This is a genomic window from Ruegeria sp. C12 (genome assembly GCF_056537745.1).
The window spans coordinates 62031-75964 of the sequence record NZ_JBQFSA010000007.1; the positions used below are offsets into that span (position 1 = coordinate 62031).

At 61.1% G+C, this 13934-nt stretch carries 11 protein-coding genes; 8 read left to right on the forward strand and 3 right to left on the reverse strand.

Annotation, left to right across the window (positions count from 1 at the left end):
* Positions 1–108: 108 nt before the first annotated feature.
* Positions 109–1590, forward strand: coding sequence for an MORN repeat-containing protein (locus ACR0C9_RS14245; RefSeq protein ID WP_480781301.1), 1482 nt, complete (start codon positions 109–111; stop codon positions 1588–1590).
* 4 nt (positions 1591–1594) lie between these two features.
* Here the strand turns inward: ACR0C9_RS14245 and ACR0C9_RS14250 are convergent, their stop codons facing one another.
* On the reverse strand, positions 1595–2260 hold the full coding sequence (locus ACR0C9_RS14250) for an SDR family NAD(P)-dependent oxidoreductase (protein ID WP_480781302.1): 666 nt from the start codon (positions 2258–2260) through the stop codon (positions 1595–1597).
* 290 nt (positions 2261–2550) lie between these two features.
* Between ACR0C9_RS14250 and ACR0C9_RS14255 the strand changes: the two genes are divergently transcribed.
* Positions 2551–4119 (forward strand): 2-isopropylmalate synthase, encoded by a 1569-nt coding sequence (locus tag ACR0C9_RS14255; RefSeq protein WP_170455540.1) that lies wholly within the window; start codon positions 2551–2553, stop codon positions 4117–4119.
* Positions 4120–4280: 161 nt separating this feature from the next.
* Here ACR0C9_RS14255 and ACR0C9_RS14260 read toward each other — a convergent pair whose 3' ends face one another.
* The gene (locus ACR0C9_RS14260; protein ID WP_170623956.1) at positions 4281–5066 is read right to left on the reverse strand and encodes a 23S rRNA (adenine(2030)-N(6))-methyltransferase RlmJ; all 786 of its coding nucleotides are present in this window, start codon (positions 5064–5066) and stop codon (positions 4281–4283) included.
* A 155-nt stretch (positions 5067–5221) separates the two neighbouring features.
* On the opposite strand from ACR0C9_RS14260, the gene ACR0C9_RS14265 reads away from it, so the two are divergent.
* Genes ACR0C9_RS14265 through ACR0C9_RS14290 form a run of 6 tightly spaced genes read left to right on the forward strand, consistent with a single transcriptional unit; the run spans position 5222 to position 11788 of the window.
* Complete coding sequence (locus ACR0C9_RS14265; protein ID WP_039523195.1) at positions 5222–6268, forward strand: rod shape-determining protein; 1047 nt, start codon at positions 5222–5224, stop codon at positions 6266–6268.
* 58 nt (positions 6269–6326) lie between these two features.
* Positions 6327–7229 (forward strand): rod shape-determining protein MreC, encoded by a 903-nt coding sequence (gene mreC, locus ACR0C9_RS14270; protein WP_170455545.1) that lies wholly within the window; start codon positions 6327–6329, stop codon positions 7227–7229.
* Complete coding sequence (locus ACR0C9_RS14275; protein ID WP_170455547.1) at positions 7222–7758, forward strand: rod shape-determining protein MreD; 537 nt, start codon at positions 7222–7224, stop codon at positions 7756–7758. Before mreC ends, ACR0C9_RS14275 begins: the two co-directional genes overlap by 8 nt.
* Complete coding sequence (gene mrdA, locus ACR0C9_RS14280) at positions 7755–9704, forward strand: penicillin-binding protein 2 (RefSeq protein WP_170455548.1); 1950 nt, start codon at positions 7755–7757, stop codon at positions 9702–9704. The genes ACR0C9_RS14275 and mrdA overlap by 4 nt, the downstream gene beginning before the upstream one ends.
* Positions 9701–10840 carry a rod shape-determining protein RodA gene (rodA, locus tag ACR0C9_RS14285; protein ID WP_480781303.1) on the forward strand — a complete coding sequence of 380 codons (1140 nt, stop codon included), beginning with the start codon at positions 9701–9703 and terminating at the stop codon, positions 10838–10840. The genes mrdA and rodA overlap by 4 nt, the downstream gene beginning before the upstream one ends.
* Before the next feature lie 15 nt (positions 10841–10855).
* Positions 10856–11788 (forward strand): 2-hydroxyacid dehydrogenase, encoded by a 933-nt coding sequence (locus tag ACR0C9_RS14290; protein WP_480781304.1) that lies wholly within the window; start codon positions 10856–10858, stop codon positions 11786–11788.
* A gap of 13 nt (positions 11789–11801) precedes the next feature.
* Here the strand turns inward: ACR0C9_RS14290 and ACR0C9_RS14295 are convergent, their stop codons facing one another.
* Positions 11802–13817 carry a M3 family metallopeptidase gene (locus tag ACR0C9_RS14295; RefSeq protein WP_170455554.1) on the reverse strand — a complete coding sequence of 672 codons (2016 nt, stop codon included), beginning with the start codon at positions 13815–13817 and terminating at the stop codon, positions 11802–11804.
* Between the last annotated feature and the right edge of the window lie 117 nt (positions 13818–13934).

Sequence of the window (13934 nt, forward strand, 5' to 3'; positions counted from 1 at the left end):
TGCGCGAGTGAAAGACCAATGCCGCAAAAGCCGTTGCTCTGACCTGTGCGGTCCCTTATTTTTGCGCCAACCAAAGCGAAAACGATCACCGGGCAGGCAGGACGATACATGAAGCTGATCCGCAACTCTCTCACAGTCGGGATTCTGTCCCTGACGATGACAGCCGCATTTGCCCAGGACGGGACGGTGATCACCAAGGATGACGAGGTCGGCGGCGTCTATGAGGGCACGTTCGAAAACGGGCTGCGCCATGGCACCGGAACCTACCGCCTACCCAACGGGTTTGAATATACCGGCGAATGGGTCGAAGGCGTCATTCAGGGCCAGGGCACGGCGCGTTTTGCCGACGGGTCGGTCTATGTCGGGCAATTCGCCGAAGGCAAGCCCGAGGGTCAGGGCAAGATCAGCTATGCCGATGGCGGTTCCTACGAAGGCGAATGGCAAGGTGGCGGCATCAACGGCACCGGTGTCGCGGAATACGCCAGCGGCGTGCGTTACGAGGGTGAATTTAAGGACTCGCGCCACCATGGCACGGGCACGCGCACGGACCCCAGCGGCTATGTCTACGACGGCGATTGGGCTGATGGCCAAATGCAGGGCAAGGCCAGGATCACCTACCCGGACGGGTCGGTTTACGACGGCGACGTGCAGCAGGGCCAACGCCATGGGCAGGGTCTTTGGATCCAGTCGGACGGTCTGGAATATGACGGCCAGTGGGTCGAGAACCTGATGACCGGCACCGGGCGAATGACGCTGGCCAATGGCGATGTCTACGAAGGCGAAGTTGCGAAAGGCCGCCGTCAAGGCAAGGGCAAAGAAACCTACGCCAATGGCAGCGTCTACGAGGGCGATTATGAAGACGACCGCCGCCATGGCAAGGGCACCTTCGTTGGCACCGATGGCTACCGCTATTCCGGGGAATGGTCGCAAGGCCAGATCGAAGGCTTTGGCGAGATCACCTATCCGGACGGCTCGGCCTATATCGGTGAGCTGAGCGCAGATCTGCCGCACGGCAAGGGCCAAAGCACATATGCCGACGGAACCGTCTATGACGGCGACTGGATTGCCGGGGTTTTTGAGGGGCGCGGCACGGCGACCTACCCCAATGGCACGGTCTATTCAGGCCAGTTCCGCAACGCCCTGAGCCACGGCACCGGCACGGTCACCTTTGCCAATGGCTATCGCTATGAAGGCGAATGGATCGACGGTGCGCGGCAAGGCAAAGGGAAATCAACCTTTGCCGACGGCACGGTGTACGAGGGCGATTTCATCGATGGCGCTCGCCATGGAAAGGGAACGATCACGGCCCCCAGCGGCTTTACCTACACCGGCGACTGGTTTGACGGTAAAATCACCGGTGTAGGCGTGGCAACCTATGCTTCGGGCGATGTGTATGAGGGCGGCTTTTTCGAAAACAAACGTCAGGGACAGGGCACAATGCGCTATGCCAACGGGCAAGAGCAATCGGGCCTTTGGGACAACGACGCCCTGTCGTCAGAAGATGCGGCACCCACCGAGGGCACACCAGACGCAGAACCGGATGCGCCAAGCGCCGGGGAACCGGAAACCGAGGCCCCCGCAGAGAACTGACCTGCTACCAGGGCACCCGCTTCCCGGCCCAGTCGAAGAACCCACCCGTGTCGTCTTGGGTCAGCGCCCCCGTCACACGCAGCAGGTTTTCAGCAGCCTCCTCTGGCGCGACAGCGGGGTGTCGGCCTAGGTATTTCCGCGTGAACTCGGTTTTGACCGTTCCGGGGTGCAAGGCGACGCAAATCGCCTGTTTGTGCGTCCGGGCCAACTCGATAGACGCCGTGTGAACCACCTGATTAACCGCAGCCTTGGCCGCGCGATAACTGACCCACCCGCCCATTCGATTGTCGCCAATCGATCCGACCCGCGCTGACAAAACCGCAATCACGGATCGCCTGTCGCGCGGCAGCAACCGATGCGCCCGGCCAAGGATCAGCGCAGGGCCGACCGTATTCAGAGCATACTGATCCATCATGGCCCGCGCCGTCACAGCGCGCATGGTTTTCTCGGGCTGCGCGCCATTGATCTCCAATGCGCCTGACGCGACCAGGACCAGATCGAACGGCCCCTGCAGGTCATCCAGACGCGCCAACGCCACCTCGGGCCGGGTCAGATCGAACCCGTCGTGCGACCGGGACAGGCCGGTCACCGCCACGCGCTGTGCCACAAGCCGGTCGCAGATTGCGCCGCCGATCCCCCCGGATGCACCAATGATCAAAGCTGTCTTCATACCGCCCCACCTAGCGGCAGCACAGATGGGTTCAACACGCAAAGCAAAAGAAACCGGGGCAAATCCGCAAAGCCTGAAAATTGGTTCTTTTCATTCCCCTTCTGCTCTGTATAAGTTTCGCCCATGATCAACCGCGCAGATATCCCTTTTATCGACACCGCCCTTGGCGGTACGTCGCTGCGTGGCCTACTGATCCTAATCCGCCTCTGAGCGTGCCACCCGGCGCGCCCGCTCAGAGGAGGACGCCCGCGCGCCATAGGCTTTAGGACAGAAGAAGAAAGAGAAATCCCATGACCAACGTGACCGACCAAGACCGCGTCTTGATCTTCGATACCACTTTGCGCGACGGCGAGCAGAGCCCCGGCGCCACCATGACCCATGAAGAAAAGCTGGAGATCGCCGAACTGCTGGACGAGATGGGCGTCGACATCATCGAGGCGGGTTTTCCCATCGCCTCGGAAGGCGATTTCAAAGCCGTCACCGAAATTTCCCAGCGCGCCAAGAACAGCCGCATCTGTGGTCTGGCCCGCGCCAATTTCAACGATATCGACCGGTGCTGGGAGGCGATCAAACACGCCGAGAAAAGCCGCATTCACACATTTATCGGCACCTCTCCGCTGCATCGGGCCATTCCGAACCTGACCCAGGACGAGATGGCCGAGAAAATCCACGACACCGTCACCCATGCCCGCAATCTGTGCGAAAACGTGCAGTGGTCGCCGATGGATGCAACGCGGACCGAGTGGGACTACCTGTGCCGTGTGATCGAGATTGCGATCAAGGCGGGTGCGACCACGATCAACATTCCCGACACGGTGGGCTACACGGCACCGCTGGAATCGGCTGATTTGATCAAGCGTCTGATCGCAACCGTCCCCGGCGCGGATGAGGTCGTGTTTGCGACCCACTGCCACAACGATCTGGGCATGGCGACGGCGAACTCGCTGGCGGCCGTCATCGGCGGCGCGCGTCAGATCGAATGCACCATCAACGGTCTGGGTGAGCGTGCGGGCAACACCGCGCTGGAAGAGGTCGTGATGGCCATGCGCACGCGCAACGATATCATGCCCTACCACACCGGTATCGACACCACCAAGATCATGCATATCTCGCGCCGGGTCGCCACCGTGTCGGGCTTCAACGTGCAGTTCAACAAGGCCATCGTCGGCAAGAACGCATTTGCCCACGAAAGCGGCATCCATCAGGACGGGATGCTGAAGAACCGTGACAATTTCGAGATCATGCGCCCCGAAGATGTCGGCCTTACCGGCACATCCCTGCCGCTGGGCAAACATTCGGGCCGCGCCGCCCTGCGCGACAAACTTGAGACGCTTGGCTTTGAGGTCGGGGACAACCAGCTTCGCGATATCTTTGTCCGCTTCAAGGACCTGGCCGACCGCAAAAAAGAGGTCTTTGACGACGACCTGATCGCCCTGATGACGCTGGACGAGGCGGATGACTACCTGCAACTGGTGTCGATGAAGGTCACCTGCGGCACTGGCGGACAGGCCGAGTCGACGGTCGAGCTGGAGATGGACGGCAAGGACATCATCGCAACCGAACATGGGGATGGGCCGGTCGATGCCACCTTCAAGGCGATCCGTGCGATTTACCCCAACAAAGCGCATTTGCAGCTCTATCAGGTGCACGCGGTGACCGAAGGCACGGACGCGCAAGCCACCGTCTCGGTGCGTCTGGAAGAAGACGGCATGATCGCCACCGGCCAATCTGCAAACACAGATACCGTCGTAGCCTCGGCCAAGGCGTATATCCACGCGCTGAACCGTCTGATCATGCGTCGTGAGAAAGCAGGCCCCGGAGCGGACACGCGCGAGATCAGTTACAAGGACCTGACCTAAACAGACCAAAGGCTCCCGCACCCGCGGCGGCCCGGCTTCGCCGACCCTTCTTGGGTTTTGGGCCCGGCAGCGCGCCTGCGGCGCGCTCCGGGGCCCAACTCGGTTGACGGCATCTTTGATGCTGGCAAGCGAGGCGGGAGACCCCTTTGCCGCACCAGCTTTCAAAGGGTTTTGAACAAGTCCGTCAGTCTCTGCGCTTCGTCGCTCAGGCCAAACGGCGCGTTGATCACGAACATGCCGGATCCGATCATGCGATGATCCTTTCGCGCCGCCGGAAAGGTCACCTCGTGCCGCATCGCTTTGGGTAAGTTCTGCCGAACCAATGCATCGACCATCTGTTGTTGGCGGTTATCCCGCAAGATCGGATACCAAAGCGCGATGACCCCGACATTCCATTTGCGATGCAGCTTGGCGATGATGCCCGGCAGGCGATCATACTCCGTTTTCACCTCATAACTCGGATCGATCAGCAGCATCCCCCGGCGCGGTGTGGGCGGCAGCAGGGACTGCGCCAGATCGTATCCGTCCTGCTTGTAGGTTTTGACATTGCCCCCTGGCACGGCCTGCGACAGCGCGGCATATTCCTGCGGATGCAGTTCGGCAAAATGCAAACTATCCTGTTGTCTGAGCAAACTTGCCGCAATCAGGGGTGATCCCGGATAACACGCCGACCCAAATCTGGACCGCGTCGCCACGATGGCCTGCGCCAGCGGATGCGATGCCTCGAACCATTCGCCCCGCTGCACCCGCTCAATCCCCGCCGCCGCTTCACCCGTCTTGCGCGCCTCGTCTGAATCCAGCCGGTACACCCCGCGCCCGGAATGGGTTTCCACATAGGTCAACGGCTTGTCCTTGCGGGTCAGATAAGACAGCGTCCATGCCAATATTGCGTGCTTTTGCACGTCGGCCAGATTCCCGGCGTGGTAAATATGTTGATATGAGAGCATGTTGCCTTCTAAAGTCCCTGCAAATGAGGCGAAAAGGTGCTGATTGTCGCGGAATCAGCCCTTTTACCGGGCGAGTTGGCACCCTATAAGTCATCCGTCCCGGAACCGTCGAGTCGCGGGCAGTAGAAAAACCGACATACAGGATCAGGGAAAACATGGGGATCTTTGGCAATCTGGGCGGCCTGTTCACAGCGGACATGGCTATCGACCTTGGGACAGCAAACACGCTGGTTTATGTCAAAGGTCGCGGTGTGATCCTGTCTGAACCTTCGGTTGTGGCCTATCACGTCAAGGACGGCGTAAAAAAGGTTCTGGCCGTCGGAGAAGACGCCAAGCTGATGCTGGGCCGGACCCCCGGTTCCATCGAGGCGATCCGCCCGATGCGCGAGGGCGTGATTGCAGATTTCGACACCGCCGAAGAGATGATCAAGCATTTCATCCGCAAGGTGCACAAACGCTCGACCTTCTCAAAACCCAAGATCATCGTCTGCGTCCCTCATGGCGCGACACCCGTTGAAAAGCGCGCGATCCGTCAGTCGGTTCTGTCCGCAGGCGCCCGCCGCGCCGGTTTGATTGCGGAACCGATTGCGGCAGCCATTGGCGCAGGGATGCCGATCACTGATCCGACCGGCAACATGGTCGTCGATATCGGCGGCGGCACCACCGAGGTTGCGGTTCTGTCGCTGGGCGACATCGTCTATGCCCGCTCAGTCCGCGTTGGCGGCGACCGAATGGACGAGGCCATTATCTCGTACCTGCGGCGTCAGCAGAACCTGCTGGTCGGTGAATCCACCGCTGAACGGATCAAGACCACCATCGGCACCGCCCGGATGCCCGACGATGGCCGGGGCCAGTCGATGCATATCCGCGGCCGCGACCTGCTGAACGGCGTGCCCAAGGAAATCGAGATCAGCCAGGCCCAGGTGGCCGAGGCTCTGTCGGAACCGGTCCAGCAGATCTGCGAGGCGGTGATGACCGCGCTGGAAACCACGCCGCCCGATCTGGCGGCGGATATTGTGGACCGGGGCGTGATGCTGACCGGCGGCGGCGCGCTGCTAGGCGATCTGGATCTGGCCCTGCGCGAACAGACCGGTCTGGCCGTGTCGATTGCCGATGAAAGCCTGAATTGTGTGGCTTTGGGCACCGGCAAGGCGCTAGAATACGAAAAACAGCTGCGCCACGCGATTGACTACGAAAGCTAAGGCGCGCACCCTTCGCACATAGGGTAAATTCGGCACGAGCAGCACGGGAAGGTAACCTGTGGCAAAAGACCGATCACAGCGCGATGACTACACGACCCCGCTGCGGCGTCTGCTTCTGGGGATCGTTGTGCTGTGCCTGTTGGGCATCTTTGTCGTCTGGCGCATTGATAGCCCTCGGGTTGAGCGTTTCCGCGCTCAGGTGGTGGACGCCGTTGTCCCCTCGATGGAATGGGCCATGGTGCCGGTGACGGCGACCGTCAATCTGGTGCGCGACTTCCAAAGCTATCAGCGCCTGAGCGAACAAAACCGCGAGCTGCGGTCCGAACTGCGCCTGATGCGCGCCTGGAAAGAGGCCGCGCTGCAACTCGAACAGGAAAACGCGCGCCTGCTGGACTTGAACAATGTGCGCCTTGATCCGCGCCTGACCTATATCACTGGGGTTGTGATGGCAGATAGCGGCTCACCCTTCCGGCAGTCCGTTCTGCTGAATGTGGGTGAGCGTGACGGGATCGTCGACGGCTGGGCCACGATGGACGGGATCGGGCTGGTCGGGCGGATTTCGGGCGTGGGGCCAGATACGGCGCGTGTCATTCTGCTGACCGACGCCTCTAGCGCCATTCCCGCGACCATCCAGCCATCGGGGCAAACGGCCCTGATCGCCGGCGACAACACCCCGGCCCCAGCCGTCGAATTCCTTGAAAACCGCGAACTTGTGCGCCCCGGCGACCGGGTGATTACCTCGGGCGATGGGGGCGTATTTCCCGCCGGACTGCTGATCGGCCAGATTGCCGCAGACCCCGGCGGTCGCCTGCGCGTGCGCCTGTCCGCCGACTTCGAGCGGCTGGAGTTTCTGCGGGTTCTGCGGTTCAACGCGGCGCCCTCGATCCGCGATCCCGGTGGCATTGTCGGCCCGGCGCGCCCCGAAGCCGCTCTGACACCCAATGAGGCCGGCGATGGATAAACCTGCCTCACATAACTGGGCGATGCGGGGGCTTTACGTGGTGTTGGCGTTTCTGGTCCTGTTCCTCCACCTTCTGCCGCTGAACGCGCAACCGGATCGCTGGCCCTTTCCGGATGTCATGATCGCGCTGACCTTTGCATGGGTGCTGCGCCGCCCGGATTACGTACCGACCTTGCTGATCGCCGCCGTGTTACTGATGGCTGACTTGCTGTTGCAACGCCCGCCCGGATTACTGGCGGCGCTGGTGGTTTTGGGCGCGGCCTACCTGCGCTCGGCAGCACCTGGCATGCGGGATGCGGGCTTTGTGGGTGAATGGATGTCGGTCGGCATGGTCACAACTGCCGTATTTCTTGGAAACCGCGTTATTCTGGCCGTCCTGTCCGTTGATCAGGCCGCCTTTGCGCCCGTCCTATTTCAGCTGGTCGTGACGATTGTGGCCTATCCGACAATTGTTCTGCTCAGCCAGTCCGTCTTTGGCGTGCGACGGATGTCGGCAGCAGACGTCAGTGTTGCGGGGGCACGGGCATGAAGCCGCGCAAGACCAAAACCCAGGGCCTTGCCTATAAACGCCTGCCGCGCCGGGCCTTGATACTGGGCGGGCTGCAAGCGGCCTTTGTCGGCGGGCTGGCGGCGCGGATGCGGTTCATGCAGGTCGATCAGGCTGATCAATATCGGCTTCTGGCCGAAGAAAACCGCATCAATATCCGCCTGATCCCACCCACACGCGGGCGGATCTATGACCGTAACGGGCAGATCATCGGGCAAAACACGCCGTCCTACCGTATCGTCATCGTGCGCGAGGATGCAGGCGACGTCGACAAGGTGATCGCCGAGCTGTCCAGCATCATCCCCCTGAACGAGGATGAGATCGAACGCGCCAAGACCGAGATGCGCCGCTCGGCCCCGTTTCTGCCGGTGACGCTGGCCGATCAGGTGACGTGGGAGGACATCTCGAAAGTTGCGGTGAACGCCCCGGCCCTGCCCGGCGTTACGCCAGAGGTCGGTTCAACCCGGCAATACCCCAGATATGAGGATTTCGCTCATATCGTCGGATATGTCGGCCCGGTCAGCGATTATGATCTCAGCCAGATCGAAGATCCCGAACCGGTGCTACGCATCCCGCGCTTCCAGATCGGCAAGGTCGGATTGGAAGCCAAACAGGAGATCTCGCTGCGAGGCCGTGCCGGCTCCAAGCGGATCGAGGTTAACGCTTCGGGCCGAGTGATGCGTGAATTGGACCGGCAGGAGGGTCAGCCCGGTGCCGACCTTCAGCTCTCGGTCGATGCGGACCTGCAGCAATATGCGCAAGCCCGACTGGCCGGGGAAAGCGCCGCCGCTGTGGTCATCGACTGCGAAACCGGCGATCTGCGCGCGATGGCCTCGGCCCCCAGCTTTGACCCCAACCTGTTCGTCCGCGGAATCTCGGTCGCGGATTACCAAATACTGACGCAGGACAAGTACCGCCCATTGGCCAACAAAACGGTGCAGGGCACCTATCCGCCAGGCTCCACCTTTAAGATGGTCACCGCTCTGGCAGCACTTGAGGCTGGTGTCATCGGTCCTGGCAATACCGTCTATTGCCCCGGCCACCTGAAGGTCGGCAGCCGCCGCTTCCACTGCTGGAAGCGTGGCGGTCATGGCATGGTGGACTTGAATACATCGCTGAAGCGCAGTTGCGACGTGTATTACTACGACGTGGCGATCAAGGTCGGCATCGACAAAATCTCTGAGATGTCCAACATCCTTGGCCTGGGAATAAAACATGACATTCCGATGTCCGCTGTGCGCGCCGGGCTGGCGCCCAATCAGGCATGGAAACAGCGGGTCCATGGCGAGGAATGGCTGATCGGTGATACCGCCAATGCGTCCATCGGGCAGGGCTTCATGCTCGCCTCGCCCATGCAACTGGCCGTGATGACTGCAAGGATCGCCACTGGACGCGCCGTTGCGCCCCGACTGGTGCGGTCGGTCAACGGGGTCGAACAGCCCTCGGGCGCGGGTGAAGCGCTAGCGATCAGCCCCACCAACCTGCGCTACATTCGCGAGGCAATGTGGTCGGTGTCGAACGACAGGCGCGGGACGGCCTATCGCAGCCGTATCATTGCGGATGACCTGCGTATGGCGGGCAAGACCGGCACCAGCCAGGTTCGCAACATCACCAAGGCCGAACGGGCTGCTGGGGTGATCCGCAATGAGGACTTGCCGTGGGAACGCCGAGATCACGCCCTGTTCGTCAGTTTTGCGCCCTACGACAATCCCAAATACGCGATTGCAGTGGTGGTGGAACATGGCGGCGGCGGATCGAAAGCAGCGGCCCCGGTTGCACGAGATATCATGCTACAGGCACTCTACAAGGGCACCCCGCCGCTTGAGGCGTACCCGGTCGCGGATCGGGACCGTATTAAAGAGCAGCAAAAGAGGCTTGAGGGCGACCGTCGCCCCAAAGCGCGCCCTGACGAGAAGGACCGCGCATGAGCTATTTAGAGTATAACGTCAAATCCACGCCATCGGGGTTCCGCAAGTTTCTGTACATGAACTGGCCTTTGACCTTGTTGCTGATCAGCACGGCCAGTGCCGGGTTCCTGATGCTGTATTCCGTGGCAGGCGGGTCGTGGATGCCCTGGGCCGAACCTCAGATGGAGCGGTTTGGTCTGGGCTTAACTGTGATGTATATCATCGCGCTTGTACCGATCTGGTTCTGGCGAAATATGTCGGTGCTGGCCTATCTGGGGTCCATCGCTCTGCTGGTTTTTGTCGAGCTTTTTGGAACCATAGGTATGGGCGCTCAGCGCTGGATAGATCTTGGTTTCATGCGGCTGCAACCGTCCGAGGTGATGAAAGTCGCATTGGTCATGGTGCTGGCGGCTTATTACGATTGGCTGCCTTCTCACAAAACTTCTCGCCCGCTCTGGGTGATCATTCCGGTGATCCTTATCCTTATCCCGACCTTCATGGTCTTAAGGCAACCGGACCTTGGCACCTCGATCCTGTTGCTGGCCGCCGGTGGCGGGTTGATGTTTTTGGCAGGTGTGCATTGGGCCTATTTTGCGGCGGTAATAGCGGCAGTGGCGGGGCTGATTGCCGCTGTCTTCAACAGCCGGGGAACCGAATGGCAGTTGCTGAAAGACTATCAGTTTCGCCGCATCGACACATTTCTTGATCCTTCATCCGATCCACTTGGCGACGGATACCATATCACCCAATCGAAAATCGCTTTGGGATCGGGTGGCTGGAACGGGCGCGGCTTCATGCAAGGCACCCAGTCGCGCCTGAATTTCCTGCCCGAGAAGCACACCGATTTCATCTTCACCACACTGGCCGAGGAATTCGGCTTTGTTGGCGGCATCACTCTGTTGATACTCTATGCTCTGATCCTGATCTTCTGCATGGTCACGGCGCTTTCGACCAAGGATCGGTTCTCGTCACTGGTGGTGCTGGGGATTGCGCTGAACTTCTTCCTTTTCTTTGCGGTCAACATGTCGATGGTGATGGGACTGGCCCCGGTTGTCGGCGTTCCGCTGCCAATGGTCAGCTATGGCGGATCGGCCATGCTGGTCCTGATGGCCGCCTTCGGCATTGTCCAAAGCGCGCATATCCACCGCCCCCGCTGATCTGAAAGGCCCTTCATGCCCGTCAACGTTCTGTTCTCTGCGCGCCCTGCCCTGTGGCCGATCTACGAGCCGCTGTTGACCAAGGGTCTGGCCCAGGTCGGGTTGGACGTGCATCTGGCCACTGACATGGACCCGGATCAGGTGGATTACGTCGTCTATGCGCCAAATGGCGGCTTGCTGGACTTCAAACCCTATTCTCGACTGAAAGCCGTCCTGAGCCTTTGGGCCGGGGTCGAAAGCATCGCCGACAACCAAACCCTGACCGTTCCATTGGCCCGTATGGTCGATCACGGCCTCACACAAGGCATGACGGAATGGGTCGTGGGCCATGTCCTGCGGTACCATCTGGGCATGGATACTCATATCACCCAGCAGGACGGTGTTTGGACCCCGATCGCGCCACCGCTTGCGACCGAGCGCACGGTCTGCGTGCTGGGGCTGGGAGAGTTGGGTCAAGCGGCAGCGCAGGCGCTGGCCACGCTGAACTTTCGCGTTTTGGGGTGGAGCCGCACCCAAAAGGACATCCAGGGCGTGACCTGTCTGCATGGGGCCGACGGTTTGCGTATCGCCTTGTCCCAATCCGAAATCGTCGTGCTGCTGTTGCCAGACACGAAAGCGACGGAAAACACTCTGAATGCCGAGACATTGGCGCTGATGCCGAAAGGGGCAAGGATCATCAATCCGGGGCGCGGCCCGCTGATCGATGACGACGCCCTGCTGGATGCGCTGAACACCGGGCAGGTCGGACACGCGACGCTGGATGTGTTTCGCATCGAACCCCTGCCGCCGGAACACCCTTATTGGTCACATCCGAGCGTCACAGTCACGCCGCATATCGCGTCCGAGACCCGGCCCCTCACAGCGGCGCAGGTGATCTGCGAAAACATCCGGCGCGGTGAGGCGGGTGAGCCCTTTGTGCATCTGGTGGACCGCCAGTTGGGATACTGACGGCCCGATCCGATCAGGCGGCGATCAACCCGCGCCCTTTCAGCAGGGCCTCGACACCCGGCAGGCGGCCCCGGAAGGCCAGATACAAATCCTCGGCCTCACGCGAGCCGCCGGTGGAGAGGATATTCTCTTCCAGCGCCTTGGCGCGTTCAGGGTCAAAGGCCCCTCCGGCCTCTTCGAATGCGGCGAAGGCGTCGGCATCCATGACCTCGGACCACATGTAGCTGTAGTAGCCTGCGCTGTACCCGTCGCCCGCAAAGACATGGGCGAAATGCGGGGTGGCGTGGCGCATCCCGATGGCCCTTGGCATGCCGATTTCGGCCAGAACCTCGGCCTGCTTGGCCATCGGGTCCGCCGGGGCTGCGCCTTCGTGAAACGCCAGATCAACCAAGGCCGAGGCCACATATTCGACCGTCTGGAACCCTTGGTCGAAATTGGCTGCCTTCAGCACCTTCTCCAACATCGCCTGAGGCATCGGCTCACCCGTCTCGGCATGGATGGCGTATTCGGCCAGAACCTCGGGCACTTCCAGCCAGTGTTCATAAAGCTGGCTGGGCAGTTCGACGAAATCCCGCGCGACCGATGTGCCCGAGATGCTTTCATAGGTCACGTTCGAAAGCATCTGATGCAGCGCATGCCCAAATTCATGAAACAACGTCCGCGCGTCATCATAAGACAACAGCGCGGGATCGCCCTTGGCAAAGTTGCAGACGTTAATCACGACGGGGGCCTGTTCTTCGGGAAACTTCGCCTGCGCCCGCATGGCGCTGCACCAGGCCCCTGACCGTTTCGAGCCTCGGGCGAAATAATCGCCAATGAAAACCGCCACATGCCTCCCGTTGCGCGTCACCTCCCACGCCCGGCAATCGGGGTGGTAGAGCGGCACGTCCAGCGGCGCGAACTCCAGCCCGAAAAGACGGTTGGCGCAGGCAAACGACGCCTCGATCATACGGTCGAGTTGCAGGTACGGTTTCAGCGCCGCCTCGTCCAGGTCATGCTCGGCCTTGCGGCGCTTCTCGGCATAGTATCGCCAGTCCCAGGCTTCCAAGGGGCCGTTCACGCCATCCTCTTGCATCATGCCGATCAGGATCTCGGCATCCGCATCGGCGCGGGCTTTGGCGGGGTCCCAAACCTGCATCAACAGATCGCGCACGCGGTCGGGCGAGCGGGCCATCTCGGTTTCCAGCTTGAAATCCGCGAAACTGTCATAGCCCAGCAGCTTGGCCCGCTCTTCCCGCAGGGTCAGGATTTCGGCTGCAATCTCGCGGTTGTCGGTCTCATTCCCATTTGCCCCCCGCGCAGCCCAGGCGCGATAGGCGGTTTCCCGCAGGTCGCGGCGGGATGAGAACTGCAGAAACGGCACGATCAGCGAGCGGGACAGGGTCACGACCGGCCCGTTCGCGCCCTTTTCCTCACCCGCTGCGCGGGCCGCAGCGATGACGAAATCGGGCAGGCCGTCCAGATCATCCTCGGCCAGAACCATGAACCAATCGCGCTCATCCGCCAGCAGGTTCTGGGTGAACGAGGTGCCCAGCGAGGCAAGGCGCGATTTGATCCCTTGCATCCTTTCATCGGCCTCGCCCTGCAGCGCGGCACCAGCGCGGACAAAGCCGCGATGGGTCTGCATCAGAACTCGGGCCTGTTCATCGCTCAGGTCCAGATCATCGCGCCGCTGCCAAAGATCGGCCACCCGGCGGAACAGATCCTTGTTCGATGAAATGCCCGAGAAATGCGCCGACAGTTTCGGTGAAAAGTCACGCTGCAACTCTTCCCGTTTGGGGTTGCTGTCGGCCCCTGCCACCGTGAAAAACACCGACAGGACCTTATCCAATTGCTCCCCCGCGGCCTCAAGCGCTTCGATCGTGTTGGCAAAGGTGGGCGCGTCCGGGTTTCCGGCAATCGCGTCGATCTGAGCGTTATGCGCAGCCATCGCCTTATCCAGTGCCGGGGCAAAATCTTCATCTGAAATCGCAGCGAAGGGCGCGATTTCAAAGGGCGTGGTCCAGTCGGACAGGATCGGGTTGGTCATGCAGATCTCCTTTGACCCTCAAGCTATGTAGGGCGCGGGGAATGGTCCAGAGGGGGTGGTACCGGAACCGGCAGAATTCGTCGCAAATCTGCTTGCCTTGTCGCGATAGCCCGCTCA

What these genes read in the sequence shown, in the direction of transcription:
- ACR0C9_RS14245 (WP_480781301.1), top strand. Translation starts at nt 109, where the DNA reads ATGAAGCTGATCCGCAACTCTCTCACAGTCGGGATTCTGTCCCTGACG.
- ACR0C9_RS14250 (WP_480781302.1), bottom strand. Translation starts at nt 2,260, where the DNA reads ATGAAGACAGCTTTGATCATTGGTGCATCCGGGGGGATCGGCGGCGCA.
- ACR0C9_RS14255 (WP_170455540.1), top strand. Translation starts at nt 2,551, where the DNA reads ATGACCAACGTGACCGACCAAGACCGCGTCTTGATCTTCGATACCACT.
- ACR0C9_RS14260 (WP_170623956.1), bottom strand. Translation starts at nt 5,066, where the DNA reads ATGCTCTCATATCAACATATTTACCACGCCGGGAATCTGGCCGACGTG.
- ACR0C9_RS14265 (WP_039523195.1), top strand. Translation starts at nt 5,222, where the DNA reads ATGGGGATCTTTGGCAATCTGGGCGGCCTGTTCACAGCGGACATGGCT.
- ACR0C9_RS14275 (WP_170455547.1), top strand. Translation starts at nt 7,222, where the DNA reads ATGGATAAACCTGCCTCACATAACTGGGCGATGCGGGGGCTTTACGTG.
- mrdA (WP_170455548.1), top strand. Translation starts at nt 7,755, where the DNA reads ATGAAGCCGCGCAAGACCAAAACCCAGGGCCTTGCCTATAAACGCCTG.
- rodA (WP_480781303.1), top strand. Translation starts at nt 9,701, where the DNA reads ATGAGCTATTTAGAGTATAACGTCAAATCCACGCCATCGGGGTTCCGC.
- ACR0C9_RS14290 (WP_480781304.1), top strand. Translation starts at nt 10,856, where the DNA reads ATGCCCGTCAACGTTCTGTTCTCTGCGCGCCCTGCCCTGTGGCCGATC.
- ACR0C9_RS14295 (WP_170455554.1), bottom strand. Translation starts at nt 13,817, where the DNA reads ATGACCAACCCGATCCTGTCCGACTGGACCACGCCCTTTGAAATCGCG.